25 protein-coding genes and 2 tRNA genes are annotated in these 25899 nt (G+C 71.5%); 17 read left to right on the forward strand and 10 right to left on the reverse strand.

Going from position 1 to position 25899, the window contains the following annotated elements; genetic code table 11:
* The first annotated feature begins 1 nt into the window (after nt 1).
* Together J7E94_RS07965 and J7E94_RS07970 are read left to right on the forward strand one after the other, a co-directional pair.
* A complete protein-coding gene (locus tag J7E94_RS07965; RefSeq protein ID WP_215013626.1) occupies nt 2–682 on the forward strand; it encodes an AIM24 family protein in 681 nt (226 codons plus the stop codon).
* A gap of 17 nt (nt 683–699) precedes the next feature.
* Nucleotides 700–1455 carry an AIM24 family protein gene (locus tag J7E94_RS07970; protein WP_215013596.1) on the forward strand — a complete coding sequence of 252 codons (756 nt, stop codon included), beginning with the start codon at nt 700–702 and terminating at the stop codon, nt 1453–1455.
* A 66-nt stretch (nt 1456–1521) separates the two neighbouring features.
* Here J7E94_RS07970 and J7E94_RS07975 read toward each other — a convergent pair whose 3' ends face one another.
* Nucleotides 1522–2076: an NUDIX hydrolase gene (locus J7E94_RS07975; RefSeq protein ID WP_215013597.1), complete on the reverse strand. Its 555-nt coding sequence runs from the start codon at nt 2074–2076 to the stop codon at nt 1522–1524.
* Entirely contained in the window at nt 2073–3482 is a 1410-nt protein-coding gene (locus tag J7E94_RS07980) for a zinc-dependent metalloprotease (protein WP_215013598.1), read from the reverse strand. The genes J7E94_RS07975 and J7E94_RS07980 overlap by 4 nt, the downstream gene beginning before the upstream one ends.
* Nucleotides 3483–3673: 191 nt before the next feature.
* Between J7E94_RS07980 and J7E94_RS07985 the strand changes: the two genes are divergently transcribed.
* The 4 genes from J7E94_RS07985 (at nt 3674) to J7E94_RS08000 (ending at nt 7240) form a co-directional block, all read left to right on the forward strand.
* Nucleotides 3674–4843, forward strand: coding sequence for an SDR family oxidoreductase (locus J7E94_RS07985; RefSeq protein ID WP_215013599.1), 1170 nt, complete (start codon nt 3674–3676; stop codon nt 4841–4843).
* Nucleotides 4844–5205: 362 nt separating this feature from the next.
* On the forward strand, nt 5206–5667 hold the full coding sequence (locus J7E94_RS07990) for a molybdenum cofactor biosynthesis protein MoaE (protein WP_215013600.1): 462 nt from the start codon (nt 5206–5208) through the stop codon (nt 5665–5667).
* A 157-nt stretch (nt 5668–5824) separates the two neighbouring features.
* Entirely contained in the window at nt 5825–6031 is a 207-nt protein-coding gene (locus J7E94_RS07995; RefSeq protein ID WP_215013601.1) for a hypothetical protein, read from the forward strand.
* Between the two features lie 117 nt (nt 6032–6148).
* Nucleotides 6149–7240 carry a PDZ domain-containing protein gene (locus J7E94_RS08000; protein ID WP_215013602.1) on the forward strand — a complete coding sequence of 364 codons (1092 nt, stop codon included), beginning with the start codon at nt 6149–6151 and terminating at the stop codon, nt 7238–7240.
* Nucleotides 7241–7266: 26 nt separating this feature from the next.
* Here the strand turns inward: J7E94_RS08000 and J7E94_RS08005 are convergent, their stop codons facing one another.
* Nucleotides 7267–7836 carry a PPA1309 family protein gene (locus J7E94_RS08005; RefSeq protein ID WP_251056313.1) on the reverse strand — a complete coding sequence of 190 codons (570 nt, stop codon included), beginning with the start codon at nt 7834–7836 and terminating at the stop codon, nt 7267–7269.
* A gap of 127 nt (nt 7837–7963) precedes the next feature.
* Between J7E94_RS08005 and J7E94_RS08010 the strand changes: the two genes are divergently transcribed.
* From J7E94_RS08010 to J7E94_RS08025, 4 genes are all read left to right on the forward strand, one after another.
* Complete coding sequence (locus J7E94_RS08010; protein ID WP_251056321.1) at nt 7964–10855, forward strand: UPF0182 family protein; 2892 nt, start codon at nt 7964–7966, stop codon at nt 10853–10855.
* 49 nt (nt 10856–10904) lie between these two features.
* A tRNA-Met gene (locus tag J7E94_RS08015) sits at nt 10905–10978 on the forward strand.
* Nucleotides 10979–11331: 353 nt separating this feature from the next.
* The gene (locus J7E94_RS08020; RefSeq protein ID WP_374224403.1) at nt 11332–13044 is read left to right on the forward strand and encodes a tetratricopeptide repeat protein; all 1713 of its coding nucleotides are present in this window, start codon (nt 11332–11334) and stop codon (nt 13042–13044) included.
* Nucleotides 13045–13363: 319 nt separating this feature from the next.
* Nucleotides 13364–13437: transfer RNA gene (locus J7E94_RS08025), tRNA-Met, on the forward strand.
* A 121-nt stretch (nt 13438–13558) separates the two neighbouring features.
* Here the strand turns inward: J7E94_RS08025 and J7E94_RS08030 are convergent.
* On the reverse strand, nt 13559–13975 hold the full coding sequence (locus J7E94_RS08030; RefSeq protein WP_031144892.1) for a Fur family transcriptional regulator: 417 nt from the start codon (nt 13973–13975) through the stop codon (nt 13559–13561).
* A gap of 121 nt (nt 13976–14096) precedes the next feature.
* Between J7E94_RS08030 and J7E94_RS08035 the strand changes: the two genes are divergently transcribed.
* Nucleotides 14097–15572: a catalase gene (locus J7E94_RS08035; protein ID WP_251056314.1), complete on the forward strand. Its 1476-nt coding sequence runs from the start codon at nt 14097–14099 to the stop codon at nt 15570–15572.
* An 89-nt stretch (nt 15573–15661) separates the two neighbouring features.
* On the opposite strand, the gene J7E94_RS08040 is transcribed toward J7E94_RS08035, so the two are convergent.
* Both J7E94_RS08040 and hisN read right to left on the reverse strand, forming a co-directional pair.
* Nucleotides 15662–16054, reverse strand: a complete 393-nt coding sequence (locus J7E94_RS08040) for a cyclic nucleotide-binding/CBS domain-containing protein (protein WP_215013611.1) — start codon at nt 16052–16054, stop codon at nt 15662–15664.
* A 157-nt stretch (nt 16055–16211) separates the two neighbouring features.
* The gene (gene hisN, locus J7E94_RS08045; RefSeq protein WP_215013612.1) at nt 16212–17015 is read right to left on the reverse strand and encodes a histidinol-phosphatase; all 804 of its coding nucleotides are present in this window, start codon (nt 17013–17015) and stop codon (nt 16212–16214) included.
* Between the two features lie 124 nt (nt 17016–17139).
* On the opposite strand from hisN, the gene J7E94_RS08050 reads away from it, so the two are divergent.
* Complete coding sequence (locus J7E94_RS08050; protein WP_215013627.1) at nt 17140–17682, forward strand: TetR/AcrR family transcriptional regulator; 543 nt, start codon at nt 17140–17142, stop codon at nt 17680–17682.
* Here J7E94_RS08050 and J7E94_RS08055 read toward each other — a convergent pair.
* The 4 genes from J7E94_RS08055 to J7E94_RS08070 all read right to left on the reverse strand — a co-directional run bounded on the left by J7E94_RS08055 (nt 17648) and on the right by J7E94_RS08070 (nt 21240).
* The gene (locus J7E94_RS08055) at nt 17648–17971 is read right to left on the reverse strand and encodes a multidrug efflux SMR transporter (protein ID WP_215013613.1); all 324 of its coding nucleotides are present in this window, start codon (nt 17969–17971) and stop codon (nt 17648–17650) included. The genes J7E94_RS08050 and J7E94_RS08055 overlap by 35 nt on opposite strands.
* A gap of 143 nt (nt 17972–18114) precedes the next feature.
* The gene (gene rsgA, locus J7E94_RS08060) at nt 18115–19125 is read right to left on the reverse strand and encodes a ribosome small subunit-dependent GTPase A (protein ID WP_215013614.1); all 1011 of its coding nucleotides are present in this window, start codon (nt 19123–19125) and stop codon (nt 18115–18117) included.
* A 7-nt stretch (nt 19126–19132) separates the two neighbouring features.
* Entirely contained in the window at nt 19133–20473 is a 1341-nt protein-coding gene (aroA, locus tag J7E94_RS08065) for a 3-phosphoshikimate 1-carboxyvinyltransferase (protein ID WP_215013615.1), read from the reverse strand.
* A gap of 53 nt (nt 20474–20526) precedes the next feature.
* Entirely contained in the window at nt 20527–21240 is a 714-nt protein-coding gene (locus tag J7E94_RS08070; RefSeq protein WP_215013617.1) for a M50 family metallopeptidase, read from the reverse strand.
* A gap of 53 nt (nt 21241–21293) precedes the next feature.
* On the opposite strand from J7E94_RS08070, the gene J7E94_RS08075 reads away from it, so the two are divergent.
* The 5 genes from J7E94_RS08075 to J7E94_RS08095 form a co-directional block, all read left to right on the forward strand.
* On the forward strand, nt 21294–22112 hold the full coding sequence (locus J7E94_RS08075) for an SOS response-associated peptidase (protein ID WP_215013619.1): 819 nt from the start codon (nt 21294–21296) through the stop codon (nt 22110–22112).
* 18 nt (nt 22113–22130) lie between these two features.
* Nucleotides 22131–22769 (forward strand): alpha/beta family hydrolase, encoded by a 639-nt coding sequence (locus tag J7E94_RS08080; RefSeq protein WP_215013621.1) that lies wholly within the window; start codon nt 22131–22133, stop codon nt 22767–22769.
* Between the two features lie 424 nt (nt 22770–23193).
* The gene (locus tag J7E94_RS08085) at nt 23194–23838 is read left to right on the forward strand and encodes a sigma-70 family RNA polymerase sigma factor (protein WP_030709911.1); all 645 of its coding nucleotides are present in this window, start codon (nt 23194–23196) and stop codon (nt 23836–23838) included.
* Nucleotides 23835–24140 (forward strand): mycothiol system anti-sigma-R factor, encoded by a 306-nt coding sequence (gene rsrA, locus J7E94_RS08090; RefSeq protein WP_215013623.1) that lies wholly within the window; start codon nt 23835–23837, stop codon nt 24138–24140. Before J7E94_RS08085 ends, rsrA begins: the two co-directional genes overlap by 4 nt.
* A gap of 189 nt (nt 24141–24329) precedes the next feature.
* Nucleotides 24330–25899, forward strand: a 1570-nt coding sequence (locus tag J7E94_RS08095; RefSeq protein WP_251056316.1) for an HD-GYP domain-containing protein, incomplete at its 3' end; no start/stop codon positions are given.

Below are 25899 nucleotides of genomic sequence, written 5' to 3' on the forward strand. Positions count from 1 at the left end.
AATGAACCAGCAGCTCGCGGGCTACGCCCCGACCCCCGTCACGGCCCGCATGGAGAACCACGGCCGGGCCATGCTCAAGGTCGCCATGCAGAGCGGCCAGGACCTCTTCGCCCGCACCGGCTCGATGGTCGCCTACGAGGGCTTCGTCCAGTACGAGCCCAATCCGCCGGCCGTCCGCCAGATGGCCTCGCAGTGGCTCACCGGCGAAGGCGCACCGCTGATGAAGTGCACCGGCGACGGCCTGCTCTACCTCGCCGACTACGGCGCCGACGTCGTCGTCATCAACCTCAACAACGACTCGCTCTCGGTCAACGGCACCAACCTGCTCGCCTTCGACGCGCACCTCCAGTGGGGCGTCGAGCGGGTCAAGGGCCTCGCCAAGTTCGCCGGCCAGGGCCTGTTCAACGTACAGATCGCGGGCACCGGCTGGGTCGCGATCACCTCCCGCGGCACCCCGATCGTCGTCGACTGCGGCCGCGGCGAGGACGAGACGTACGTCGACCCCGACGCGCTCGTCGCGTGGTCGCCGAACCTCAAGGTCAAGGGAAAGCGCAGCTTCAAGGCCTCGTCGATGATCGGCCGGGGCAGCGGGGAGGCCTACCAGATGGCCTTCTCCGGCCAGGGCATCGTCGTCGTACAGCCCAGCGAGGACAGCACCGACCGGCTCCGGGCCCGGGGCTGAGGGGGAGAAGGCACACCATGCAGAGTTCACTTTTCGCCCACGCCGAGGCGCAGTCGCAGGAGCGGTACGCCGTCCAGAACCCGCAGATGCTGCGGGTCACGCTGAGCGGCTCCGACGACGTCCTCGCCCGGAAGGGCGCAATGGTCGCCTACCAGGGGATCGTCGACTTCGACGGCGAGTACCAGTCCACCACCCAGCGGGGCGCCCGCCGCCGCACCGGCGAGGGCCTGGACCTCATGCGCTGCTCCGGGCAGGGCACGGTCTACTTGGCCAACCTGGCCCAGTACGTGCACATCGTGGACGTGGACCAGGACGGCCTGACCGTCGACAGCAGCTACGTCCTGGCTCTGGACTCCACCCTGCACCACGAGGTCATCGCGGTGGACAGCCAGTACGGAATCTCCGGGTCCGGCAAGTACCAGCTCAACATCACCGGCCGCGGCAAGGTCGCGCTGATGACCTCCGGACAGCCGCTGATGATGCAGGTCACGCCCGACAAGTACGTCAACGCCGACGCGGACGCCATCGTCGCCTGGTCCACCAACCTGCGGGTGCAGATGCAGGCCCAGACGCACTCCAGCGGCGTCTGGCGCCGGCGCGGCAACACCGGCGAGGGCTGGGAGCTGAGCTTCCTCGGCACCGGCTTCGCACTGGTGCAGCCCAGCGAGGTGCTGCCGCCGCAGAACGCCCAGCTCGGCCAGGGCGTCGCGGCCCAGTTCGGCATGGGCCAGCACGGCTCCCACGCGCAGAACCAGAACAACGCCTGGAACTAGCCGTTCCGGGAGGCGCGGCGAAGGGGCGGTCCCGAGCAGGGACCGCCCCTTCGCCATGCCACGCGGTTACGCCGTCACGCCCTGAGGCCCTTGTGCCCCCAGCCGCGCCAGGGTCGCCTCCACCAGCCGCACGACCGAGGTGTCGGCCACCGCCGCCACCTCCTCGTACGGGAACCAGCGCAGGTCCAGGGACTCCTCGCTGATCTCCGCCCGCGCACCGGCCGGGGCCAGTGCCGCGTACTGCACGTCCAGGTGCCAGTTGCAGGGCGCCGGGATCGGATGCCGGTCCAGGCGCACCGGGCCGCCCGCGAGCAGCGTCAGCCCGGAGGCGATGCCCGACTCCTCGCGGGCCTCGCGCAGCGCCACATCCGCCAGCGTCGCGTCGCCGGCCTCGCAGTGGCCGCCCATCTGCAGCCACATGCCGAGCTTCTTGTGCAGGGTCAGCAGGACGCGCCCCCGCTCGGGGTCGATCACCAGCGCGCTGCCCGTGACGTGCCCGGCCTGGCAGGGCTTGTAGACCCCGTCCGGATGGGACGCCAGGTGCTCCAGGTAGAGGTCGCGCAGCTCCGGCTGGTCCTCGTAGGCCTTCAGTACGAGGACCGCGTCGTCGTGCAGTCTCACTTCTTCTCGTCGCCGTCCTCTTCGCGCTTCTCGGCGGCCTCGCCGAGCATCTTGTCCAGCTCCGAGAAGTCCAGGTGCTCGCGGTGCACGAAGCCGTCCGGGTCGTCCAGGTCGGAGGCGGTCGGCAGCATGTCCGGGTGCTCCCACAGCCCGTCGCGGCCGTCGACACCGCGCGCGTCGGTCAGGGAGGCCCACAGCCGCGAGGCGTCGCGCAGCCGGCGCGGCCGCAGCTCCAGGCCGATCAGCGTCGCGAAGGTCTGCTCCGCCGGGCCGCCCGAGGCGCGCCGCCGGCGCATGGTCTCGCGCATGGCGTCGGCCGAGGTCAGCCGGGGCTTGGCCGCCTCGTGCACGACCGCGTCCACCCAGCCCTCGACCAGCGCGAGCGCCGTCTCCAGGCGGGCCAGCGCGGCCTTCTGCTCCGGGGTGTCCTGCGGCTGGAACATGCCGCCCTGGAGCGCCTCCTGGAGCTGCTCCGGATTCGACGGGTCGATCTGGCCGACCACGTCCTCCAGCTTCGAGGTGTCGACCTTGATGCCGCGGGCGTAACCCTCGACCGTGCCGAACAGGTGCGAGCGCAGCCACGGCACGTGTGCGAAGAGGCGGGCGTGCGCCGCCTCGCGCAGCGCCAGGTACAGCCGCACCTCCTCCGGGGGCACGCCCAGGTCCTTGCCGAAGGCCTCGATGTTCAGGGGCAGCAGCGCGGCCTTGCCGGCCGGGCCCAGCGGCAGTCCGATGTCGGTGGAGCCGACGACCTCGCCCGCGAGCACACCCACGGCCTGCCCGATCTGCTGCCCGAACATGGCCCCGCCCATGGAGCGCATCATCCCGAGCAGCGGGCCCGCCATGGCCTGCATCTCCTCGGGCAGCACGCCGCCCATGGCCGCGCCGACCCGCTCCGCGACCGGGTCCACGAGCTCCTTCCACACCGGCAGGGTCGCCTCGACCCACTCGGCGCGGCTCCACGCCACGGCGGTGTTGGCGCCCGAGGGCAGCGAGGTCACGCCGTCCAGCCAGTGGTCGGCGAGGCGCACGGCCTCTTCCACCGCGGACTTCTCGGCGATGCCGACGCTGGTGTCCTTCACGCCGTCCGCAGTGCCCTGCGCGACGGTCTGGCGGGCGATGTCCTTGGCCATGTCCCAGTTCACGGGACCGCCCTCGTAGCTGAGCATCTGGCCGAGCTGCTGGAAGGCCGCACCGAGGTCGTTCGGGTTCATCGCACCGAACATCGCGGCGAACGGATTGTCCGCGCCGCCGGGACCCCCCGCGCCGCCCGGCAGGCCCATGCCGGGGAACCCGAACGGATTCGCCGGGCCGCCCTGGCCGCCCTCATTGCCCTTCTTCTTGCCTTCGTCGCCGTTGTCCGGCTCCTCCGGCGGAAGGCCGAATCCGAATGGGGTGTCGCTCACGGGTTTCCTCGGCTCGTAGGGCCGCCGGCGGGAGCCGGCGGGCGATGGTCCGACAACACACCAAGCGTAGACACCCCACCCGCTTGCGGGCTCGGTGCTCCGCCGACTCCCGGGCTGCGGCAGGATGGACATCACCTGGTGGGTACGCGTCACGGCGCGTCCCTACTGAAGACAACCGCTGGAGACGCCCGGTGAGTTCCCCAGATCCGCACCTTTCGGATGAGCGCAGTGCGCCGCTCGACCCCGAAACCCGCCCCGAACACGGCGACAGCGCCCACGGCGTTCGCCAGCCGCGAAACCCGGCCGCGCGAGGCCCCGTGATCGCCGTGACCGGCGCCGCGACGGGAGTGGGCGCGGCCCTGGTGAGCCGCCTGGCCGCCTCCGACGAGGTCAAGCAGGTCGTGGCGATCGACGAGCGGCGCGGGGACTGCCCGGCCGCGCTGTGGCACGTCCTGGACGTACGGGACCCCGCGATCGCCGAGAAGCTGCGGGGCGCGGACGTCGTCGTGCACCTCGCCCTCGACCTGGACCTGGAGACCGACCCGGCGGCCCGTACGGCGTACAACGTGCGCGGGACCCAGACGGTGCTCACGGCCGCCGCGGCGGCCGGGGTGCACCGGGTCGTGCTGTGCACCTCCGCGATGGTCTACGGGGCCCTGCCCGACAACGACATCCCGCTCTCGGAGGACTCCGAGCTGCGGGCCACCGCGGAGGCGACGGGCGTCGGGGACCTGCTGGAGATCGAACGGCTGGGGCGGCGGGCCCCGCGGGCGCACCCCGGCCTCAACGTCACGGTGATCCGCCCGGCGGTCCTGGTCGGCGGCACGGACACCGCCCTGACCCGCTACTTCGAGTCCCCGCGGCTGCTCGTGGTCGCCGGATCCCGGCCGACGTGGCAGTTCTGCCATGTGGAGGACCTGGTCAGCGCGCTGGAGTACGCGGCCCTGGAGAAGGTCGAGGGCGAGCTCGCGGTGGGCTGCGAGGGGTGGCTGGAGCAGGAGGAGGTGGAGGAGCTGAGCGGTATCCGCCGCATGGAACTCCCCTCGGCGGTCGCCCTGGGCGCCGCGGCCCGGCTGCACCGGATCGGCCTGACGCCGTCTCCCGCCGGGGACCTCGCGTACACGATGCACCCATGGGTGGTCAGCGTCAGCGGGCTGCACGCGGCGGGCTGGCGGCCGCGCTGGACCAATGAGGAGGTGCTGGCCGAGCTGCTGCAGGAGGTCGCGGGGCGGCACACGGTGGCGGGGCGCCGCCTGGGCCGCAAGGACGCCGCGACGGCTGCCGGGGCGGCGGGGGCCACGGTGGCCCTGCTGGGTGCTGCCGCGGCGGTCCGGCGGGCCCGCAAGCGGCGCGGCCTCTGAGCTCCGCCGGGCCGGTGCCGGGCCGGTGCGGCGCCGCCGCGCAAGCGGCCCCGGGCTGTGCCCGGGCTTCCTGGGGCTCTGCCCCAGACCCCGCGCCTCAAACGCCGGCGAGGCTGGATTTTTGCCCCGCCTGGGTGTGTTTGTGCGGGCCGCAAGGGCCTGGGCCCCGCCTTCCCGCGTGGCCGGATGTACTCCGCCTGGGTGCGCGGTGGGGCGTACGGGCCGCTGATCCGCGCCGGATCCTGCGCCGCCGAAAGGCGCGTACCACCTGGGGTTTCCTGTAGGAGGCTCCCAAGCGGGGCGTCGCGGCACGGGTGAAACAGCTATTCCGCCGCGTCAGCGGCTAGGGCACGATGGACGGTATGGCACCGCACTTCGATCACCCCGGCGAGCAGGCCGCTTCGGACCCGATCCGGCTGCTCGCGATCCGTGAGACCCCGCTGTCGATCGACGAGGTCTTCCAGGCCGTCGGCGACGATGCGACGGGCGGTACGACGCTCTTCGTCGGCACGGTGCGCGACCACGACAGCGGAGCGGACGTCGATTCGCTCGGCTACTCCTGCCACCCGACGGCCGAGGCCGAGATGCGCCGGGTGGCCGAGCGCGTCGTGGCCAAGTACCCGGTCCGCGCGCTGGCCGCCGTACACCGCGTGGGCGACCTCGCCGTAGGTGACCTGGCGGTCGTCGTCGCCGTGTCCTGCCCGCACCGCGGCGAGGCCTTCGACGCCTGCCGGATGCTGATCGACGACCTCAAGCACGAGGTTCCGATCTGGAAGCACCAGACCTTCGCCGACGGCACCGAGGAGTGGGTCGGAGCCTGCTAGGGCCAAGCCGCACCCCGCCTGCGCAGGCGCCCCCGGCAACGGATAGCCTCCACCCGTTCGGCCGCGCAACACGCCCTCGATTTGCGTAACCCCTTCCCGGGCACCAGCGTTGAAGCCACAACGAAACGTACGCACTTCGGGGTAGGGAGGCAGGCCCATGGCGTCTCTGGCGTGGTTGCTGATTCCGCTGTTCGCCGCGATCGGCGCGGGGATATGGGGTAGCTGGGCGGCTCGCGACCGCACACAAGGCGACATATCCGAGCTGGCCGGATACGCGCGATTCCGTGAAGCCATGGACAAGGCAGACAAGGCCGAACAGACCAGAGCGAAGGTAGAGGCCCACTCCGGTTCCGACGCCGTCTGAGCGTCCCGTGAGAATCCCTGCGGCCCACCTGAGACGCAGCTGAGAGTTTCGCCCGCGGGCCCCGTACGGACCGGCCCCGGGGGCCGCCCGTCAGGGCCGTCCCGTACTGTCGGATCCATGCCACGCCGCACCGCGACGATGCTCGCTTCCACCCTCGTGCTGTTCGCGCTGCTCTGCGCAGGCGTCTTCATCAAGGTCCCGTACTCGGAGATGAGCCCGGGCCCCACCGTGAACACCCTCGGGGACTCGCACGGCGAGCCCGTCCTCAACATCTCGGGGCGCACGACGTACCCGGCCAGCGGTCACCTCAACATGACGACGGTCCGCGTCACCGGCGCGGATTACGACATGAACCTGCTGGAAGCGGTGTACGGGTGGCTGGCCGACGACAACATCGTCGTGCCGCACGAGAACCTCTATCCCGACGGCAAGACGGACGAGCAGTCCACCCAGGAGAACGCCGAGGAGTTCAGCCAGTCGCAGCAGAGCGCCAAGGTGGCGGCCCTGAAGCAGCTCGGCATCCCGGTCACCGCCCGCGTCATCGTCGCCTCCGTGGTCAAGGACAGCCCCTCCGACGGCAAGCTGCACGCCGGTGATGTGATCAAGGCCGTGGACGGTGCGCCCGTCACCGCCCCCGAGGACGTGGCCAAACTCGTCACCAAGCACAAGCCCGGCGAGCCGGTCGAGTTCACCATCGTGCCCGCCGCGGAGGCGGCCGAGGCGGCGAAGGCGAGCCGCGAGCCCAGCGGATCCACCAAGGTCGCGATCACCGCCGCCAAGGCGGAGGGCGACGGCCACGCCATCGTCGGCATCCGGGCCGGCACCGACCACACCTTCCCGTTCACGATCGACATCAAGCTCGCCGACGTGGGCGGCCCCAGCGCCGGCCTGATGTTCGCCCTGGGCATCGTCGACAAACTGACCCCGGAGGACCTGACCGGCGGCAAGTTCGTCGCAGGGACCGGCACCATCGACGACGCGGGCAAGGTCGGCCCGATCGGCGGCATCCAGATGAAGACGATCGGCGCCCGCAAGGCCGGCGCCGAGTACTTCCTGACGCCCGCCGAGAACTGCGCCTCGGCGGCCAGGCACGTGCCCGACGGCCTGACCCTGGTGAAGGTGTCCACCATCGACGACGCCGAGAAGGCACTGGAGAAGATCAGCAAGGGGGACCCGGCCGGGCTGCCGCAGTGCAGCGCCAAGCCCTGACCGGTCCGCCCCCTCGGGCAGCGCGGCTACGAGAAGGTCGCCGCCAGCGCCTCCGCCAGCCCGGGCACCAGGTTCCCGCCGGTGAGGACCTCCGTCGAGGAGTCCTTCTCACGCAGCCGTACGGCCGACTCGCGCGAGCCGTCGCGCAGTACGGCCACGGTCAGCCGGACCTCCTGCCGCTCCGGGTGCGCGGCCACCCACTTCGCCAGCTGCTTGTCGCTCAGCCCCTCCGGTACGGAGGCCTCCGCGGACGGCGGCAGCATCAGCCGCTCCACCGTCAGCGCGCAGCCGACGACGGCGTCGGGCCAGGCGATGGTGCCCAGGAACTTGTCGAGCGGGGTCCCCGCCGGGACCTCCTCCTGCTCGATGGGGGTGAGGGAGGACTTGCCGGCGTCGTCCTGGTCGAGGCCGAGCTGGCCCGCCAGGCGCGGCTCCTGCTTCTTGAGCCGGGCGGTGTCGACGAGCGCGAACAGCCGTGCGGGCTTGTCCCAGCCGAGGCCGGCCGCGTACTCGTCGATCTCGAGGCAGGCACGGGTCAGCGGGCTGGCCGCCATCGGAGTGCCGGGGGAAGGGGGAAGGTTGGACATGGACAACATCCTGCCTCCTTTCCCCCGGATACCGGGAACTGACCAAAGCCTCAGTAAGTTGCATGAGTGGGCTCTACGATCGGGGCCCGTTCATTACCAGACAGCGACTTTCGAGGTGCGCACCTTGGCTTTCCAGATGCCGGACCGCGGCGGAGGCCCTTCCGGGCCACGGATGAGAGTCGGCCGCCCGTCCCGGCGAGCCCGCACTCTCCTCATGACCCTGGGCGTGCTGGCCGTCCTGGCGATGCTCTTCATCATGTTCGCGGGCTTCTGGACGGACTGGCTCTGGTTCCGGTCCGTGAAGTACTCCGGTGTCTTCACCACCACCCTGTGGACCAAGATCGGCCTCTTTGCCGTCTTCGGCCTGCTGATGGCCGGGGCCGTGGGCTTCAACATCTGGCTGGCGCACCGGCTGCGTCCGCCGCTGAGCGCGATGTCGATGGAGCAGCAGAGCCTCGACCGCTACCGGATGAGCGTCGCCCCGTACAAGAAGTGGCTGCTCCTGGGCATTTCCGTGCTCGTCGGCCTGATCGCGGGCGCGTCGGCGGCCGGCCAGTGGAAGACCTGGCTGATGTATGTGAACGGGGTGCCCTTCGGGCAGAAGGACCCCGAGTTCGACATGGACGTGTCCTTCTACACCTTCGACCTGCCCTGGTACCGCTTCCTGCTCGGCTTCGGCTTCGCCGCGGTCGTGCTGTCGGTGATCGCCGCGGCCGTCGTGCACTACCTGTACGGCGGACTGCGCGTGACCAGCCCGGGCGCCCGGGCCACCGCCGCGGCGACCGGGCACCTGTCGGTGCTGCTCGGCCTGTTCGTCACCCTCAAGGCGGTCGCGTACTGGCTCGACCGGTACGGCCTCGCCGTGAAGTCCAGCGACTTCAAGGCCGCGGACAACTGGACCGGCCTGCGCTACGTCGACGCGAACGCGTACCTCCCGGCGAAGACGATCCTCGTCGCGATCGCCGCGATCTGCGCCCTGCTGTTCTTCGCGACGCTGTGGCGCCGGACCTGGCAGCTGCCCGTCATCGGCTTCGGCCTGATGGTGCTCTCGGCGATCCTGATCGGCGGGCTGTATCCGGCGATCGTGCAGAAGTTCCAGGTCCAGCCGAACGAGCAGGCCAAGGAATCGCCGTACGTCGAGAAGAACATCAAGGCGACGCGCGACGCCTACGGGATCGCCGGCTCCGAGGTCAAGGACTACCCGGGCGTACCGGCCGCGGGCACGGACAAGAACCAGCTGCGCAAGGCGGCCGACACGACCGCCAGCATCCGCCTCCTCGACCCGAACATCGTCTCGCCGGCCTTCCAGCAGCTCCAGCAGGTCAAGGGCTACTACGCCTTCCCGTCCACGCTCGCCGTGGACCGGTACAGCGGCCAGGACACGGTGATCGGGCTGCGCGAGCTGAACATCGGCGGCATCCCGAAGAACAACTGGATCAACGACCACTTCAAGTACACGCACGGCTACGGCGTGGTCGCGGCCAAGGGCACCACCGTCGGTGACCAGGGCGCTCCGGACTTCACCCAGTCCGACCTGCCCTCCAAGGGCATGTTCGGCACGGACTTCGAGCAGCGCATCTACTACGGCGAGCAGACGAAGCAGTACTCGATCGTCGGCGGACCGCAGAAGGAGCTCGACTACTCGGACGACCAGAAGGGCGAGAAGGAGACCAGCTACAGGGGCGGCTCCGGCGTCAGCCTCGACAACCCGATCAACCGGGCCGCCTACGCGCTCACCTTCTCCGAGCCGCAGATCCTCTACTCCGGGGCCATCGGCGACGGGTCGCGGATCCTCTACAACCGCACGCCCAAGGACCGCGTCGAGGCGGTCGCGCCGTGGCTGACCATCGACGGGGCGCCGTACCCGGCGGTCGTGGACGGCCGGATCAAGTGGATCGTCGACGCCTACACGACGACCAACGGCTACCCGTACGCCTCGCGCACCACGCTGGGCCAGAGCACCGCGGACTCGCTGACCAACAGCCAGCGCGCGGTGGTGGCCCAGGAGAACCAGGTCAACTACATCCGCAACTCGGTGAAGGCCACGGTCGACGCGTACGACGGCACGGTCAGCCTGTACCAGTGGGACACCCAGGACCCGGTCCTCAAGACCTGGATGAAGGCGTTCCCGGGCACGGTGAAGCCCAAGAGCGAGATCTCCAAGGCGCTCATGGACCACCTGCGCTACCCGCAGGACCTCTTCAAGGTCCAGCGCGAGCTGCTGACCCGCTACCACGTCACCGACCCGCAGACCTTCCTCAGCGGCAGTGAGGCCTGGGCCGTCCCCGACGACCCGACCACCAAGGCCGGTACGGCGGTTCCGCCCTACTACCTGTCGATGAAGCTGCCGGGCCAGACGGAGAAGGACCAGGTCTTCTCGCTCACGACGACCTTCACGCCGAACGAGCGGGACAACCTGAGCGCCTTCATGGCGGTCAACGCCGATCCCGGCACCCCGGACTACGGCAAGATCAGCGTCCTGAAGCTGCCGACCAGCAAGCCGGTCGACGGCCCCAAGCAGGTCCAGAGCAAGTTCCAGTCCGAACCGAAGATCGCCGAATCCATCCGCCTGCTGCGCGGTGGCGACTCGGAGGTCGAGTACGGAAACCTGCTCACGGTCCCGCTCGACGGCGGAATGCTCTACGTGGAGCCCGTGTACGTGCGCAGTTCGGGGCTCAAGTACCCGCTGCTGCGCAAGGTACTCGTGACCTACGGCGGCCAGACCGCCTTCGAGGACACGCTGGAGAAGGCGTTGAACGTGGTCTTCGGGGCCGAGGCGCCGACCACGCCCGTACCGCCGGCCCAGCCGCCGGGCGAAGGCACCACCACGCCGCCGCCCGCGGGCCAGGACCCGACGGTCAAGGCGGCGCTCGCCGACGCGCAGAAGGCGGTGGAGGACGCCGAGAAGGCCAGGCAGGCCGGCGACTGGGCGGCCTTCGGCAAGGCGCAGGACGAGATCAAGGCGGCGCTGAAGCGGGCGGTCGACGCGGAGGCGAAGCTGACGCAGCCCACGCCGGGCGGCCAGTAACAACGCGGTAATGGCTCCGCCCCGCGTCGTGATACTGTGGTTTCACCGACGCGGGGTGGAGCAGCTCGGTAGCTCGCTGGGCTCATAACCCAGAGGTCGCAGGTTCAAATCCTGTCCCCGCTACTGAAGATGAAGGCCCGGATCCAATGGGATCCGGGCCTTCGTCATGTCCGGTGGCGGACACGCGGTAGCTGAGACGGGTGAGTTGGGGCGGGAGCGTGTTTGACTTGACTCTCTATGGGCATGTCGACAAAACGCTGTAGTGACCTCACTGGCTGCGACATACCAGGTGTACGCGGGTAGCAGGTGATGCGACGATGGGATATATGGGGGACAGGTCAACTCTGCTGGAGACAGGGCGGTTTGCGAGGGCAGAAGCCGAGTCGGGTACGGGAGCCGGTGGGATGGCTCGTGCTGACAACGCGCAGACCGCACTGACCGATGCGGACTTCTTGGACAAGCACAGCGCGGAAGACATGTTCGCCGAGACCGACGCGGCGAGCGACGCCGAGCTGGAGGCACGCCACCGCGTGGCCGCCGACAAGGGCGACCCGGGCGCCATGAGCGTGCTCGGGGCGCTGCTGCTGCGCCGCGGCGACCTGGCCGGAGCCGAGCCGTACCTGCGCGGCGCCACCGCGGAAGGGGACCGCGCCGCCGCGAACAACCTGGGCGTACTGCTGCACCAGCGGGGCTATCCCGAGGAGGCCGCCGGCTGGTGGCGGGTCGCCGCCGTCGCCGGATCCGCGCCCGCCGCGCACGCCCTGGGCCGTCACTTCCGCGAGCGCGGGGACGAGCCGGCCGCCGAGTACTGGCTCCGCCAGGCGGCGCAATCCGGCCATGCCCTGGGCGCGTACGGACTGGCCGACCTGCTGGAACACCGCGGGGACAAGGGGGTCGAGCGCTGGTTCCGGGCCGCGGCCGAGCAGGGGCACCGCGAAGCGGCGTACCGGCTGGCCAGGCACCTGCGGAAGGGCGACCCCGCCGAGGCCGAGCAGTGGTACCGGCAGGCCGCCGCGCGCGGCCACCGGCGTGCCGCGCTGCACCTGGGCGCGCTGCTGGAGGCCCGCGGGGAGCTCAAGGAGGCGGGGCGCTGGTACCTGACCTCCGCCAAGCAGGGCGAGGCCCGAGCGGCCTGCGCCCTCGGCTTCCTGCTGCGCGACGCCGGCGACGAGGACAGTGCGGCCGCCTGGTGGCACCGGGCCGCCCAGGACGGGGACGGCAACGCCGCGAACGCGCTGGGCGCGCTGCACGCCGCCCGGGGGGAGACGCAGACCGCGGAGCGCTGGTACCGGACCGCCATGGACGCGGGCGACCAGAACGGGGCGTACAACCTTGCTTTGCTGTGCGTCGCACAGGACCGGACCGCGCAGGCCGAGCAGTGGTACCGGCGGGCCGCCTACGCGGGTCACCGCGAGGCGGCCAACGCGCTGGCCATCCTGCTCCTCCAGGGCGGGGACGCGGCGGGCGCGGAGCCGTGGTTCTCGAAGGCCGCGGAGGCGGGCAGCGTGGACGCCGCCTTCAACCTCGGGATCCTCTTCGCCAGCCGGGACGAGGACCGCACGGCGCTGAAGTGGTACGAGCGGGCCGCGTCGGCGGGACACACCGACGCCGCGCTCCAGGTCGGCATCGCGCTGGTCCGGGACGGCGAGGAGCGGGCCGCCGAGCGGCACCTGCGGTGCGCGGCGGGCGGCGGCAGCGCGGAGGCGGCCTTCCGGCTGGCCTCGCTGCTGGAGTCGCTGGCCCCGCCGCCGGAGCCGGTGGCGCTGGGCGAGCCGGCGGGCGGCGCGCCGCGGACCGAGAGCGAGGAGTGGTACGAGCGGGCCGCCGAGCTGGGGCACCGGCGTGCCCAGGTGCGGGTCGGCATGCTGGCCGCCGCCCGGGGTGACCTGGCGGCCGCCGCGCGGTGGTACCGGGAGGCGGCCGAGGCCGGGTCCCGGAACGGGGCGTTCAACCTGGGGCTGCTGCTGGCCCGCGAGGGGAGCGAGCCGGAGGCAGCGCTGTGGTGGACGCGGGCGGCGGTGGCGGGCCACGGGCGCGCCGCCCTGCGGCTGGGGCTGCTGGCGGCGCGCCACGGGGACCTCGCGGAGGGCCAGAAGTGGTGCGTCCGGGCGATGGAGTTGGGGCCGGAGGAGGTTTCGGAGCGGGCGGCGCGGCTGCGGGAGGCGCTGGCGGAGGAGCTCTCCGCCTGACCCGTGCCGGGGGCTTCGCGGCGTGCGGGTGCGGCGCCGCTCCCCGGGGCGCTGCACCGGACCCCGCGCCTCAAACGCCGGCGGGGCTGGAATGTGGCCGGTGTGGCTGGGCGGGTGCGGCTCAAGGATCCGGGGCTCCGCCCCGGCCCTGCGCCTCACATCGATGATCTCGATGCCCGGCTACGGAGGCCATGACCGGTGGGGCGGCTCTGGACGACGACGAGGTGGTCGACACCCCGACCGCGCTGCTCCTGCGAGGGCCGGCCGGTTAAGCGATTTGCATCTGCCGGGGGGCCTCACGTAAAGTCAGGTTTACCGACGCGGGGTGGAGCAGCTCGGTAGCTCGCTGGGCTCATAACCCAGAGGTCGCAGGTTCAAATCCTGTCCCCGCTACTGAAGGCTGAAGGCCCGGATCCTCTGGATCCGGGCCTTCAGCCGTTTCGGCGAAGAAGATGAACGAAAGACGGGAAGGACCCGGGAGCAGTGTTCCCGGGTCCTTCCCTCGTTTGGTCCGCTACGCGGCCGCGCAGTTCGGGCAGACCCCGCGGTACGTCACCTCGACCGCCGACACCACGAAGCCGAAGCGCTCCGTGTCCGGCAGGTCGGCCAGCGGGTTGCCGGCCGGGTGGACGTCGCGGATCGCGCCGCACTGGGCGCAGACCAGGTGTTGGTGGGGGCGGTGGGCGTTCGGGTCGTACCGCTTGGCGCGGCGGTCCGTGGAGACTTCCAGGACCTCGCCCAGCGTGACGAGCTCACCCAGCGTGTTGTAGACGGTGGCGCGCGAGATCTCGGGCAGCTTGGCCACGGCGCGCGCGTGCACCTCGTCGGCCGTCAGGTGAACGTGGTCACCGTCGAGCACCTCGGCCACGACGCGTCGCTGTGCCGTCATGCGCCAGCCGCGTCCGCGAAGTCGTTCCAGCAGGTCACTCATGGACACCAGCCTAACAGCGAGGGGATTCGGTGTAACTCCCGAACCGGTGCGGATTTAGATGCTCACTTGACTTAGACAAAGTCTATCGTAGGATCGGTTACGGCACACGCCAAGACAGGACATGCAGGTAACGCAGGAGGCGCACGTGACGCAGGGACCGCTCACCACGGAGGCCGGGGCCCCGGTCGCCGACAACCAGAACAGCGAGACCGCCGGCCTCGGCGGCCCCGTTCTGGTTCAGGACCAGCTCCTGCTCGAGAAGCTCGCGCACTTCAACCGCGAGCGCATCCCGGAGCGCGTGGTGCACGCCCGCGGCGCCGGCGCCTACGGCACCTTCACGCTGACCCGCGACGTCTCGCAGTGGACCCGCGCCAAGTTCCTCTCCGAGGTCGGCAAGCAGACCGAGACCTTCCTGCGCTTCTCCACCGTCGCGGGCAACCTCGGTTCGGCCGACGCCGTGCGCGACCCCCGCGGCTGGGCGCTGAAGTTCTACACCGAAGAGGGCAACTACGACCTCGTCGGCAACAACACCCCGGTGTTCTTCATCAAGGACGCCATCAAGTTCCCGGACTTCATCCACACCCAGAAGCGCGACCCGTACACCGGCTCGCAGGAGGCGGACAACGTCTGGGACTTCTGGGGTCTGTCGCCCGAGTCCACCCACCAGGTGACCTGGCTGTTCGGTGACCGCGGCATCCCGGCGTCCTACCGCCACATGAACGGGTTCGGCTCGCACACGTTCCAGTGGAACAACGAGGCCGGCGAGGTCTTCTGGGTCAAGTACCACTTCAAGACCGACCAGGGCATCAAGAACCTCACCCAGGCCGAGGCCAACAAGCTTGCCGGTGAGGACCCCGACAGCCACCAGCGCGACCTGCGCGAGGCCATCGAGCGCGGCGACTTCCCGTCCTGGACCGTGCAGGTCCAGATCATGCCGGCGGCCGAGGCGGCCGGATACCGCTTCAACCCGTTCGACCTCACCAAGGTGTGGCCGCACGCGGACTACCCGCCGATCGAGATCGGCAAGCTGGAGCTCAACCGCAACCCCGAGAACGTCTTCGCCGAGGTCGAGCAGAGCATATTCAGTCCGGCCCATTTCGTCCCCGGTATCGGTCCGTCCCCGGACAAGATGCTCCAGGGCCGCCTCTTCGGCTACGGCGACGCCCACCGCTACCGCGTCGGCATCAACGCCGACCACCTGCCGGTGAACCGCCCGCACGCCACCGAGGCGCGCACCAACTCCCGTGACGGCTACCTGTACGACGGCCGCCACAAGGGTGCGAAGAACTACGAGCCGAACAGCTTCGGCGGCCCGCACCAGACGGACCGCCCGCTGTGGCAGCCCATCGACGTCACCGGTGGCACGGGCAACCACGCCGCCCCCGTGCACAGCGAGGACAACGACTTCGTCCAGGCGGGCAACCTCTACCGCCTGTACTCGGAGGACGAGAAGTCCCGTCTGATCGAGAACCTGTCCGGCTTCATCGCCAAGGTCTCCCGTGACGACATCGTCGAGCGGGCGATCAACAACTTCCGCCAGGCGGACGGCGACTTCGGCAAGCGGCTCGACGCCGCGGTCCAGGCCCTTCGCGGCTGATACGGATCGCTTGCCGTAGCAAGACGACGGGCCGGAATCCTCCTCGGAGGGTTCCGGCCCGTCGTCGTATCCGGAGCGGGCCGCAGCCGCTACGCGGAGACCGCGCGCCGCGTCGGCGCCCAGCAGCGGATGACGTCGCGTACGGAGACGATGCCCACCGGGCCGCCGTGCTCCAGGACGATCAGATGCCGGAAGCCGCCGTGGGCCATCGCCTCGGCGGCCTCCTGCACGGTGGCGTCGGGGGTGCAGAACACCACGTTGTTGGTGGTGTGCGCGCCCACGGACTCACGGTCGGGATCGTGGCCCGCGCCGATCGAGTTGAGGATGTCGCGCTCGGTCAGGATGCCGATGCCGCTGTGGTCGGGATCGAGTACGACGGCCGCGCCGACGCGCCGGCCGGACATCAGGCAGGCCGCCTGCCGGAGGGTGTGAGCGGGGCCGAGGGTGAGGATCACGGTGCTCATTGCGTCACGGACGAGCATGAAGAGAGCCACCTCCTGGGGTGAGCCCCCCGCTTGGGTGGGTGCGCCCGCGGACGCCTCCTTGAGAAGGAATTCACAAGCGCACAAGCGTGGGGAGTCTCAGATTCCCATGGACACGAAGCGTCATCAAGGGGGCGCGCTCAGCTCATACGGTCGGTCAGGTGCGCGGGCGGAGCAGGTCCAGCATCTCCTCGTGGAGCAGCCCGTTGGACGCCGCCGCGTTCCCGCCGTGGACCCCGTCCACCCCGTCCAGGCTGGTGAACCGGCCGCCCGCCTCCTGGACCACGACCGCGATGGCCGCCATGTCCCAGAGGTTCAGCTCCGGCTCGGCGCACAGGTCCAGCGAGCCCTCCGCGACCATCATGTACGGCCAGAAGTCGCCGTAGCCGCGCGTACGCCAGCACGCGCGGGTCAGGTCCAGGAATCCGGGGAGCCGGCCCTGCTCCTCCCAGCCGCTCAGCGAGGAGTACGCGAAGGAGGCGTCGCCCAGCGTGCCCACCTTCGACACGCCGATCGCCGCGGTCTCGCCGAGCACGCCGCCCGCGTACGCGCCCCCGCCCTGCGCCGCCCACCAGCGCCGGCCGAGCGCCGGCGCGGACACCACGCCGACCACCGGGCGGAAGACCCCGTCGGCGCCCTCGGCCATCAGGGAGATCAGGGTCGCCCAGACGGGGACCCCGCGCACGTAGTTCTTCGTACCGTCGATCGGGTCCACGACCCAGCGGCGCGGGCCGCTGCCCTTCAGGCCGTACTCCTCGCCCAGGACGGCGTCGTCGGGGCGCGCGGCCTCGATGCCCGCGCGGATGATCTCCTCGGCGGCCTTGTCGGCCTCGCTCACCGGGGTCATGTCCGGCTTCGTCTCGACCTTCAGGTCGAGGGCGCGGAACCGCTCCATCGTGGCGGCGTCCGCCGCGTCGGCGAGTTCGAGGGCAAGGCGCAGGTCATCGTCATACTCGGGCATGCCCGAACAGTATCGAGACTCCAGGACCCCGACCAACGACGTCCACAGTGCGGCCGGGAGGCGCCCTTGACAGGATCTGTCGCCCCGTCAACTCTGGCGGGGAGCCAATCGGGGAGGCGTGACGATGCCGGCAGCCCGGGAGTCCTTGCTGGAGGCGGCGGGAGCGGCGCTCTCGGCGCGCCCCTGGCCTGCCGTGCGGATGGTCGAGGTGGCGGCTGCCGCCGGGGTGTCCCGGCAGACCCTCTACAACGAGTTCGGCGGCAAGGCGGGCCTGGGCCGCGCCCTGGTCCAGCGCGAGGCCGAACGCTACCTGGAAGGCGTCGACCGGGCCCTGTCCGTCCCGGCGCAGGCCGCCGAGCGCCTCGCCGCGGTCGCCGAGTGGACCGTACGGGCGGCCCGCGCCCACCCCCTCGTACGGGCCCTGCTCACCGGGTTCTGGGACGCGGCCCTGCCCGCCGCGGGCGTCCGGGCGCCCGGACCGGGCGAGCTGGCCCGCGCCGTGCGCGACCGGGCGGCCGCCGCACTGCCGCCCGGGGAAGGCGTACAGCGCTGCGAGCTCGCCGTACGGCTCGCCCTGTCCTACGTGGTCGCCCCGGGCGAGGAGCCGGGGGCGGGAGAGCTGCTCCGGCTGCTCAGTGGGCAGACCCGGACAGCTGGAGCCCGATGACCCCGAGGATCACCAGGGAGATCGAGACGAGCTTCAGGGTGGAGACCAGGTCCCCCAGGAAGACCATGCCGTAGATCGCCGTCCCGGCCGCACCGATGCCGGTCCACACCGCGTAGGCCGGGCCCACGTCCAGCTTCTTGAGGGCCAGCGTCAGCAGCCCGAAGCTGCCGAGCGCGAAGCACGCGAAGGCGACGGTGGGCCACAGCCGGGTGAAACCGTGGGACAGCTTCAGGCAGACCGCGAAACCGGTCTCCAGGAATCCCGCGACCACGACGAGCAGCCACGCCATGTCGAATGCCTCCCCGCGTCACGTGACCACGCGTCACTTGGTGCGATTGTGCAGTTATCCAGGCATGACCTTCGACGAACACGAGTAAACCCCGCCCGGCCGCCTGAAGGCCCGACCGCCCGAAGGCCGGACCGCGCGAAGATTCAGTCGCCTTCGCGGCGCTCGCGGGTCTCCAGCAGCCGCCGCAGCGAATACAGCCGCGCCGGATCCGCGTGGCCGTCCTCCGCCCACTTGTCGAGCGCACAGTCCGGCTCGTCGTGGCTGCACGCCCGCGGGCACCCCTCCGTACCCGGCACCAGGTCCGGGAAGGCCAGGATCACCCGGGACGGGTCCACGTGGTGCAGGCCGAAGGAGCGCACGCCCGGGGTGTCGATGACCCAGCCGTCCATCCCGGGCAGCGGCAGCGCCAGCGCCGAGGTGGTGGTGTGCCGGCCGCGGCCGGTGACCGCGTTGACCACGCCGGTCGCCCGCTTGCGGTCCGGCGCCACCAGGGAGTTGACCAGGGTGGTCTTGCCGACACCCGAGTGGCCGACGAAGGCGGTGATCCGGCCCTCCAGGCGCTCGCGCACCTTGTCGGCCGCGTCGCCCGTCGCGAGCTCCTCGCGGTTGGTCACGACGTAGTTCACGCCGAGCGTCGAGTAGATCTCCAGGATCTTGTCCGCGGAGGTCAGGTCGGACTTGGTGAGCACCAGAAGCGGCTCCAGGCCGGCGTCGTACGCCGCGACCAGGCAGCGGTCGATCATCCGGGGCCGCGGCTCGGGGTCGGCCAGGGCCGTGACGATGGCCAGCTGGTCCGCGTTGGCCACGACCACCCGCTCGTACGGGTCGTCGTCGTCGGCGGTGCGGCGCAGGACGGACTTGCGCTCCTCGATCCGCACGATCCGGGCGAGGGTGTCCTTCTTGCCGGACAGGTCCCCGACGATCCAGACCCGGTCGCCGACCACCGCCGCCTTGCGGCCCAGCTCCCTGGACTTCATCGCGTGGACGGTGCGGTCCTCGACCAGGCAGGTCAGCCGCCCCCGGTCGACGGTGAGGACGAAGCCCTCGGAGGCGTCCTCGTGCTTGGGCCGGATGCTGGTCCGGGGCCGGTTGCCCTTGGGGTTGGGGCGCTGCCGGATGTCGTCCTCGTCGGTGTGCTTGCCGTACCTGCGCATGACGGCCCTACGCTCCCGCTCCCGTGAGCATGTCTGTCCACATCTTCGGGAAGTCCGGCAGGGTCTTCGCGGTCGTCGCCACGTTCTCGATCCGCACGCCCTTCACGGCCAGGCCGATCACCGCGCCCGCCGTGGCCATGCGGTGGTCGTCGTACGTGTGGAAGGTGCCGCCGTGCAGCGGGCGCGGGCGGATGTGCAGGCCGTCCGCGGTCTCGGTGACATCGCCGCCGAGGCCGTTGATCTCGGCGGTCAGCGCGGCCAGCCGGTCCGTCTCGTGCAGCCGCAGGTGCGCCACCCCGCGCAGGGTGGACGGGGAGTCGGCCAGCGCCGCGACCGCCGCGATGCCCGGGGTGAGCTCGCCGACCTCGCTCAGGTCGGCGTCGATGCCGGTGATCCGGCCGGTGCCGGTGAAGACCAGGCCCGCGTCGGTCAGCTCGCAGGAGCCGCCCATCGCGGTGAAGATCTCCCGAAGCATGTCACCGGGCTGGGTGGTGTGCTCGGGCCAGTCGGGGATGGTGACCGTGCCACCGGTGATCATGGCGGCGGCCAGGAAGGGCTGCGCGTTCGAGAGGTCCGGCTCCACGACCAGGTCCCGGCCGAGCAGTGCGCTGGGAGCGACCCGCCAGACGTTCTTCTCGCCGCCCGACTCCGGAGTGTCCACCTGCGCACCCGCCATGCGCAGCATGTCCACCGTCATCCGGATGTGCGGCATCGACGGCAGGGTGGCGCCCGTGTGCCGGACCTCGATGCCCTGGTTGAAGCGCGGGGCGGAGAGCAGCAGCGCGGAGACGAACTGCGAGGAGTTGCTGGCATCGATCTCGACCGTGCCGCCCTCCAGGGCCCCGCCGCCCTGGACGGTCATGGGCAGCGCGCCCCGGCCGTCGTCGTCGATGCGGGCGCCGAGCGTCCGCAGGGCGGTGATGACCTGGCCGAGCGGGCGCTCGTAGGAACGCCGGTCGCCGTCGAAGCGGATGTCGCCGTCCGCGAGGGTCGCGACCGGCGGCAGGAAGCGCATGACCGTGCCCGCGTTGCCGACGTCCACGGTGGTCGGGCCGTGCAGGGCCGCCGGGATGATCCGCCAGGCCTCCCCGCCCGCGCCGTCACCGGCGGAGCTGGAGGAGACGGTCTCCTCGATGCCGACGCCCAGCGCGCGCAGGGCGTCCGCCATCAGCTGGGAGTCGCGCGAGCGCAGCGGGCGGCGTACCCAGCCCGGCTCGGCGGCGATCGCGGCGAGCACGAGGGCCCGATTGGTGACCGATTTGGACCCAGGCACGGTGACGGTGGCGTGGACGGCCCCGTCCGCGAGCGGAGCGGGCCAGAGGGCGTGGAGCGCGGGGGTCTCGGTCATGGCCCCCACTTTAGTGGCTTCCCCTGACCCCGGATCTTGATCGCTGCGCCGTCTCAGAGGTCGAGAAGCCAACGCCCGCCGCCCACCAGCGAGCACAGCGCGACGATGTGGAACAAGAGCAGCCACACCACCGGGTGCACGTGGGTGAGCCGGCCGAGCTGGTCGGCGTCGGAATCCGGCGCCCCGCCGTGCCGGCGCTTGGCCCCGAGCTCGAAGACCGGCCGGACCCCGCCCAGGAGCAGGAACCACACCACCCCGTACGCGAAGACGGCCTGTACGTCGGCCGGCGTCAGCCAGGAGACCAGGACGAACAGCGCGCCCGTCAGGACCACCGTCAGGGCCCCGTACACGTTCCGGATCATCACCAGCATCGCCACCAGCAGGGCGGTCGCCGCCCACAGCAGCAGGGTGATCCGGTGAGCCGACAGCAGCACCGCCCCGCCGAGCCCGAGCAGCGAGGGCGCCGTGTATCCGGCGGCGGCGGTCAGGATCATCCCGAGCCCGGTCGGCTTGCCCCGGCTGACGGTGACGCCGCTGGTGTCGGAGTGCAGCCGTATCCCGTCGAGCCGCCTCCCGGTCAGCAGCGCCAGCAGGCCGTGCCCGCCCTCGTGCGCGATGGTGATCGCGTTGCGCGACAGCCGCCACAGCGGGCGGGGGCCGACGGCGGCCAGCGCGGCGAGCCCGGTCGCGATCACCAGCCACCGGTCGGGCGCTGCCTGTATACCCGTCAGCCGGTCCCACAGACCGGACGCGGTGCTGCTGTCCATAAGGTGGCGGACTCCTTGCGGTGGTGGGCTGGTGACGTGGCAGTGTGGCACGCATGTGCGGAAGGTATGCGGCGAGTCGCAAGCCCGAGGATCTGGTGGAGGTCTTCGGCATCGAGAAGTGGGAGCCGGAGGAGGCGCTGGCCCCGGACTGGAACGTGGCGCCGACGAAGGAGGTCCACGTCGTCCTCGACCGTCCCCTGAAAGACGCTCCGGACCCGCGTCCGGTTCGCCAGCTGCGCGTCCTGAGGTGGGGGCTCGTGCCTTCCTGGGCCCAGAACCCCGAGGGCGCCGCCCGGATGATCAACGCCCGGGCCGAGACCGTGGCCGAGAAGCCCTCCTTCCGCCGCCCCTTCGCGCAGCGCCGCTGCATCATCCCCGCCGACGGCTACTACGAGTGGGTCACCGCCCACGACGAGCGGCAGCTGGAGGTGGAGGGGAAGAAGAAGCGGGCCCGCAAGCAGCCCTATTTCGTGCTCCCGTCCGACGGCTCGGTCTTCGCCATGGCCGGGATATACGAGTTCTGGCGCGACCGGACCGTGCCCGACGCGGATCCCCGCGCCTGGTGGGCCACCTGCTCGGTGATCACCACCGAGGCCGAGACCGGGCCGCTGGGCGTGGCCCCTGCCGAGGGCCCGCGCTCGCTGTCCGACATCCACCCGCGGATGCCCCTGATGCTGACCCCGGACCGCTGGGACGCCTGGCTGGCCCCCGCGAACACCGACACGGAGGGCTCCCTGCGGGACCTGCTGGCGCCGCCGCCGGGCGGGCTGATGCGGGCCTACCCGGTGTCGACCGCCGCGAGCAACGTACGGAACAACGGGCCGGAGCTGCTGGAGGAGCTGGCCGCGCCGGAGGAGGGAACGCTCTTCTAGCGCGGGCACCATGGGGGCATGACCACGCGTACCGAGAGTGTCGACACGCCGGCGGGCGAGGCCCGTATCACCTGGCACACCGCCCGCCAGGCGAGGCTCGTCCTGGCCGTGAGCCACGGCGCGGGCGGCGGCATCGAGGCCCGGGACCTCCAGGCGCTGGCCGCCGCCCTGCCGGCGCGGGGGATCACCGTGGCCCTCGTCGAACAGCCGTGGCGGGTCGCCGGGAAGAAGGTCGCCGCCGCCCCCAAGGTGCTGGACGAGGGCTGGCGCGCGCTGTGGCCCGCGCTCGCGAAGCCCGGGCTGCCGGTCGTCGCGGGAGGGCGCAGCGCCGGGGCCCGGGTGGCCTGCCGGACCGCCGCCGGGCTGGGCGCGGCCGGGGTGCTGGCGCTGGCGTTCCCGCTGCACCCGCCGGGCAAGCCGGAGAAGTCCCGCGCCGAGGAGCTGCTCGGCGCCGGGCGGCCCACCCTGGTGGTCCAAGGCGGCCGGGATCCCTTCGGGCGCCCGGAGGAGTTCCCGCGGGGCCCGCACACGCTGGTGGAGGTCCCGTACGGCGACCACGGCTTCGCGGTGCCGAAGAAGGCCGGGCTCACCCAGGACGAGGCCCTCGCGGTGATCACCGAGTCGGTGGGGGAGTGGCTCGCGGGGCTCCCCGTATGACCATGGCGGGGGCGCGGAGAGGACGCGACGGGGGCGCGGAGAGGACGCGACGGGGGCGCGGAGAGGACGCGACGGGGGCGCGACAGGGGCGCGACCTGACGGATTCCGGCGGCGCCGGCGGGTGATGGCACTCACTTCGGCCACTGCGACCCAGCGCAGGCCGAAAACCCCCCCCCGGTCCTGGGGGAATGCGCCGCACGGCCCTTCTGTTGTCCCGGATGTCGGTACGCACCGGAATTCGTCGGAGGAGAGGGAGCGCATGACCCAGGTCATCAGCCACAACCGTCCGCAGGCCGCTGACCTGGACTGGACGGTGCTGCCCGGGCCCAGGCGCGGCTCGCTTCGGGCGGCGGAGGGCCGGGATGGTCGACTATTCTCCGATTCGAGCGGATCCGCTTTCGGAGCCGCCACGCAGTCGGAGGAGGTGGGTCCTGTCGCTGGGACCGACGAAGGCCACGCGGAGGAGACGACCCCCGAGCGCAATGCGCGTTTCGAGCGGGACGCCCTCGGCTACCTCGACCAGATGTACTCGGCCGCGCTGCGCATGACGCGCAATCCGGCCGACGCCGAGGACCTGGTCCAGGAGACGTACGCGAAGGCATACGCGTCCTTCCACCAGTTCCGCGAGGGCACCAACCTCAAGGCGTGGCTGTACCGCATCCTGACCAACACCTTCATCAACTCCTACCGCAAGAAGCAGCGCGAGCCCCAGCGCAGTGCGGCGGAGGAGATCGAGGACTGGCAGCTGGCGCGCGCCGAGTCGCACATGTCGACCGGACTGCGCTCCGCCGAGTCGCAGGCGCTCGACCACCTGCCCGATTCCGATGTGAAGGAAGCTCTCCAGGCCATTCCGGAGGAGTTCCGCATCGCGGTTTACCTTGCCGACGTAGAGGGGTTTGCGTACAAGGAGATCGCGGACATCATGGGTACACCCATCGGTACGGTCATGTCGCGACTGCACCGTGGCCGCCGTCAACTCCGCGGAATGCTGGAGGACTATGCCCGTGAGCGCGGGCTGGTGCCCGCCGGCGCGGGAGAGTCGAACGACCGGAAAGGCTCGGGCTCATGAGTTGCGGAGAGCCGCACGAGACGGACTGCTCTGAGGTCCTGGACCACCTTTATGAGTTCCTCGACCATGAGATGCCCGACAGCGACTGCACGAAGTTCGAGACACATTTCGGCGAGTGCAGCCCCTGTCTGGAGAAGTACGGCCTGGAGCAGGCCGTGAAGAAGCTCGTGAAGCGCTGCTGCGGGTCGGACGACGTGCCGACGGATCTGCGCTCGAAGGTGATGGGCCGGATCGAGCTGATCCGGTCGGGGCAGGCCGTGCCCGACCACGACATCACCGCGGAGAACACCGCCGCCGGCTGACGGCCGGCGGAAGTCTGAACCACCGCCCCCGGACGGGCCCTTCGTTCACTCGAAGGTGCTAATCCGGGGGCGTCCGCATGGCGCAATGTGAAAATGTGGCCCACTTCGCTCGGGCCCCCACTTATTCTCCCCCTTCGGTGCTGGTTTGATTCGGTACCCGGCTGAAACGGCACAGGGGAGGAGGGCGCCATGCGGGTACTTCCGCCGGGCGCGCGCGCCTGCATCCTCTGCGCCGTCCTCGCGGCCCTCGCGTGCGTCGCGCCGGCCCTCACGGATTCCGGTACGCGCTGGGGGGCCGTCGCCCTGCTGGCCGCGCTCTACCTCGGCTGTGAGCTGGTGAAGGTCTTCCCGCTGCCGGCCGGCCGGGTGCCCGAGGGCATCGGCTCCTTCTTCCCGGTGGTGCTGGCCGCCGTCTTCCTGCTGCCGCCCGAGGCGGCCGCGCTCGTGGCGCTGCCCGGGGGGCTGGCGGGGACCGTGGTCCAGCGGCCCGCCTGGGTGCGCCGGGTGTGGCACGCGGCGCAGCAGTCGATAGCCGCCTGGGCCGCGGGGCAGACCTACCGGCTGCTGCGGGGCCCGGCCGCACTGGGCTCACCCGGAGGATCCGGACCTCCCGACCCGGGAGATCCGGCTGTCTGGGTGGCCGACTTCCCGTACGTGATGGTCCCCGCGGCGGCCGCGGCCGTCGCCTTCTGCCTGGTGCTCACCGCCCTCGACGGGGGCATCCTGGCCGCCGCCGAACGCCGGCCCGCCGCCACCGCCTGGCGCGGACTGCTCACCCGGTCCCTCGCCCCGCACTGCGTGCACGGCCTCGCCGGCCTGATGATGGCGGTCATGTGGCGCAGCCCGTACGGACTTCCGGCCGCCCTGCTCGTCCTGCTGCCGATGTACATCTCCTGCTGGGTCTTCGCCCAGTACCACCGCGAGCGCGCCGCCCACCGGGCCACCATCCGCGCCCTCGTCCAGGCCGTCGACATCAAGGACCGCTACACGCGGGGCCACAGCGAACGGGTCGGCCAGGCCTCCGCGATGATCGCCCGCGAGCTGGGCATGGCCGAGGACCGCCTCGAAGTCGTCCGCATCGCCGGGATCCTGCACGACGTCGGCAAACTCGGCGTCCCGACCCGGCTGCTGCGCAAGGACGGGCCGCTCACCCCCGAGGAGCGCCGGATCATCGAGCTGCATCCCGAGTACGGGCACGAGATGGTGCGCGGCATCGGCTTCCTGGGGGAGGCCCGGTCCGCGATCCTGCACCACCACGAGCGGGTCGACGGCTCCGGCTACCCGTACGGGCTGACCGGCGACCAGATCCCGGTGCCGGCCCGGGTGGTGGCGGTGGCCGACGCCTTCGACGCGATGACCTCGACCCGCTCGTACAGCCGGGCCCGGCCGGTGGCGGTGGCCCTGGCGGAGCTGGAGCGGTGCGCGGGGGCGCAGTTCGACCCCGCGATGGTGGGGGCGCTGGCGGGGGCCATCGGACGGCACGGCTGGCACCCGGTGGTCACCTCGGACGAGGACCTCCAGGTGATCACCGGCTCCGCTCCCGCCGGTGCCGGTGCCGGTGCCGGTGCCGGCCCCGCTCCCGCTCGGGGCGGGCCTGGTGCTCCGCCGCTGCCCGCCCTGCCGGGGCAGGGCTCCCGGCCGTCCGCCGACGAGCCCCGGGCCGTCGCCCAGGGCGCGGTACGCCTGGCAGGGGGCCCCGCCGGGAGTACGGAGGCCGCCGCCCCAGGCGAAAGGGTTCGCCCCGGCGGGGACGGCGGCG

The sequence above is a fragment of the Streptomyces sp. ISL-94 genome, from assembly GCF_018614075.1.
In the GTDB taxonomy this organism is placed as follows: Bacteria; Actinomycetota; Actinomycetes; order Streptomycetales; family Streptomycetaceae; genus Streptomyces.

Bases quoted from the DNA above. Each gene is read 5' to 3' on its own strand.
- J7E94_RS07995 (WP_215013601.1), top strand. From the start codon at position 5,825: ATGGCGTCTCTGGCGTGGTTGCTGATTCCGCTGTTCGCCGCGATCGGC.
- J7E94_RS08040 (WP_215013611.1), bottom strand. From the start codon at position 16,054: ATGCTCGTCCGTGACGCAATGAGCACCGTGATCCTCACCCTCGGCCCC.
- rsrA (WP_215013623.1), top strand. From the start codon at position 23,835: ATGAGTTGCGGAGAGCCGCACGAGACGGACTGCTCTGAGGTCCTGGAC.
- J7E94_RS07990 (WP_215013600.1), top strand. From the start codon at position 5,206: ATGGCACCGCACTTCGATCACCCCGGCGAGCAGGCCGCTTCGGACCCG.
- J7E94_RS07965 (WP_215013626.1), top strand. From the start codon at position 2: ATGAACCAGCAGCTCGCGGGCTACGCCCCGACCCCCGTCACGGCCCGC.
- J7E94_RS08070 (WP_215013617.1), bottom strand. From the start codon at position 21,240: ATGGACAGCAGCACCGCGTCCGGTCTGTGGGACCGGCTGACGGGTATA.
- J7E94_RS08020 (WP_374224403.1), top strand. From the start codon at position 11,332: ATGTTCGCCGAGACCGACGCGGCGAGCGACGCCGAGCTGGAGGCACGC.
- J7E94_RS08000 (WP_215013602.1), top strand. From the start codon at position 6,149: ATGCCACGCCGCACCGCGACGATGCTCGCTTCCACCCTCGTGCTGTTC.
- J7E94_RS08050 (WP_215013627.1), top strand. From the start codon at position 17,140: ATGCCGGCAGCCCGGGAGTCCTTGCTGGAGGCGGCGGGAGCGGCGCTC.
- hisN (WP_215013612.1), bottom strand. From the start codon at position 17,015: ATGCCCGAGTATGACGATGACCTGCGCCTTGCCCTCGAACTCGCCGAC.
- J7E94_RS08030 (WP_031144892.1), bottom strand. From the start codon at position 13,975: ATGAGTGACCTGCTGGAACGACTTCGCGGACGCGGCTGGCGCATGACG.
- J7E94_RS08005 (WP_251056313.1), bottom strand. From the start codon at position 7,836: ATGTTGTCCATGTCCAACCTTCCCCCTTCCCCCGGCACTCCGATGGCG.
- J7E94_RS07970 (WP_215013596.1), top strand. From the start codon at position 700: ATGCAGAGTTCACTTTTCGCCCACGCCGAGGCGCAGTCGCAGGAGCGG.
- J7E94_RS08035 (WP_251056314.1), top strand. From the start codon at position 14,097: ATGCAGGTAACGCAGGAGGCGCACGTGACGCAGGGACCGCTCACCACG.
- aroA (WP_215013615.1), bottom strand. From the start codon at position 20,473: ATGACCGAGACCCCCGCGCTCCACGCCCTCTGGCCCGCTCCGCTCGCG.
- J7E94_RS08010 (WP_251056321.1), top strand. From the start codon at position 7,964: ATGCCGGACCGCGGCGGAGGCCCTTCCGGGCCACGGATGAGAGTCGGC.
- rsgA (WP_215013614.1), bottom strand. From the start codon at position 19,125: ATGCGCAGGTACGGCAAGCACACCGACGAGGACGACATCCGGCAGCGC.
- J7E94_RS08075 (WP_215013619.1), top strand. From the start codon at position 21,294: ATGTGCGGAAGGTATGCGGCGAGTCGCAAGCCCGAGGATCTGGTGGAG.
- J7E94_RS08055 (WP_215013613.1), bottom strand. From the start codon at position 17,971: ATGGCGTGGCTGCTCGTCGTGGTCGCGGGATTCCTGGAGACCGGTTTC.
- J7E94_RS08080 (WP_215013621.1), top strand. From the start codon at position 22,131: ATGACCACGCGTACCGAGAGTGTCGACACGCCGGCGGGCGAGGCCCGT.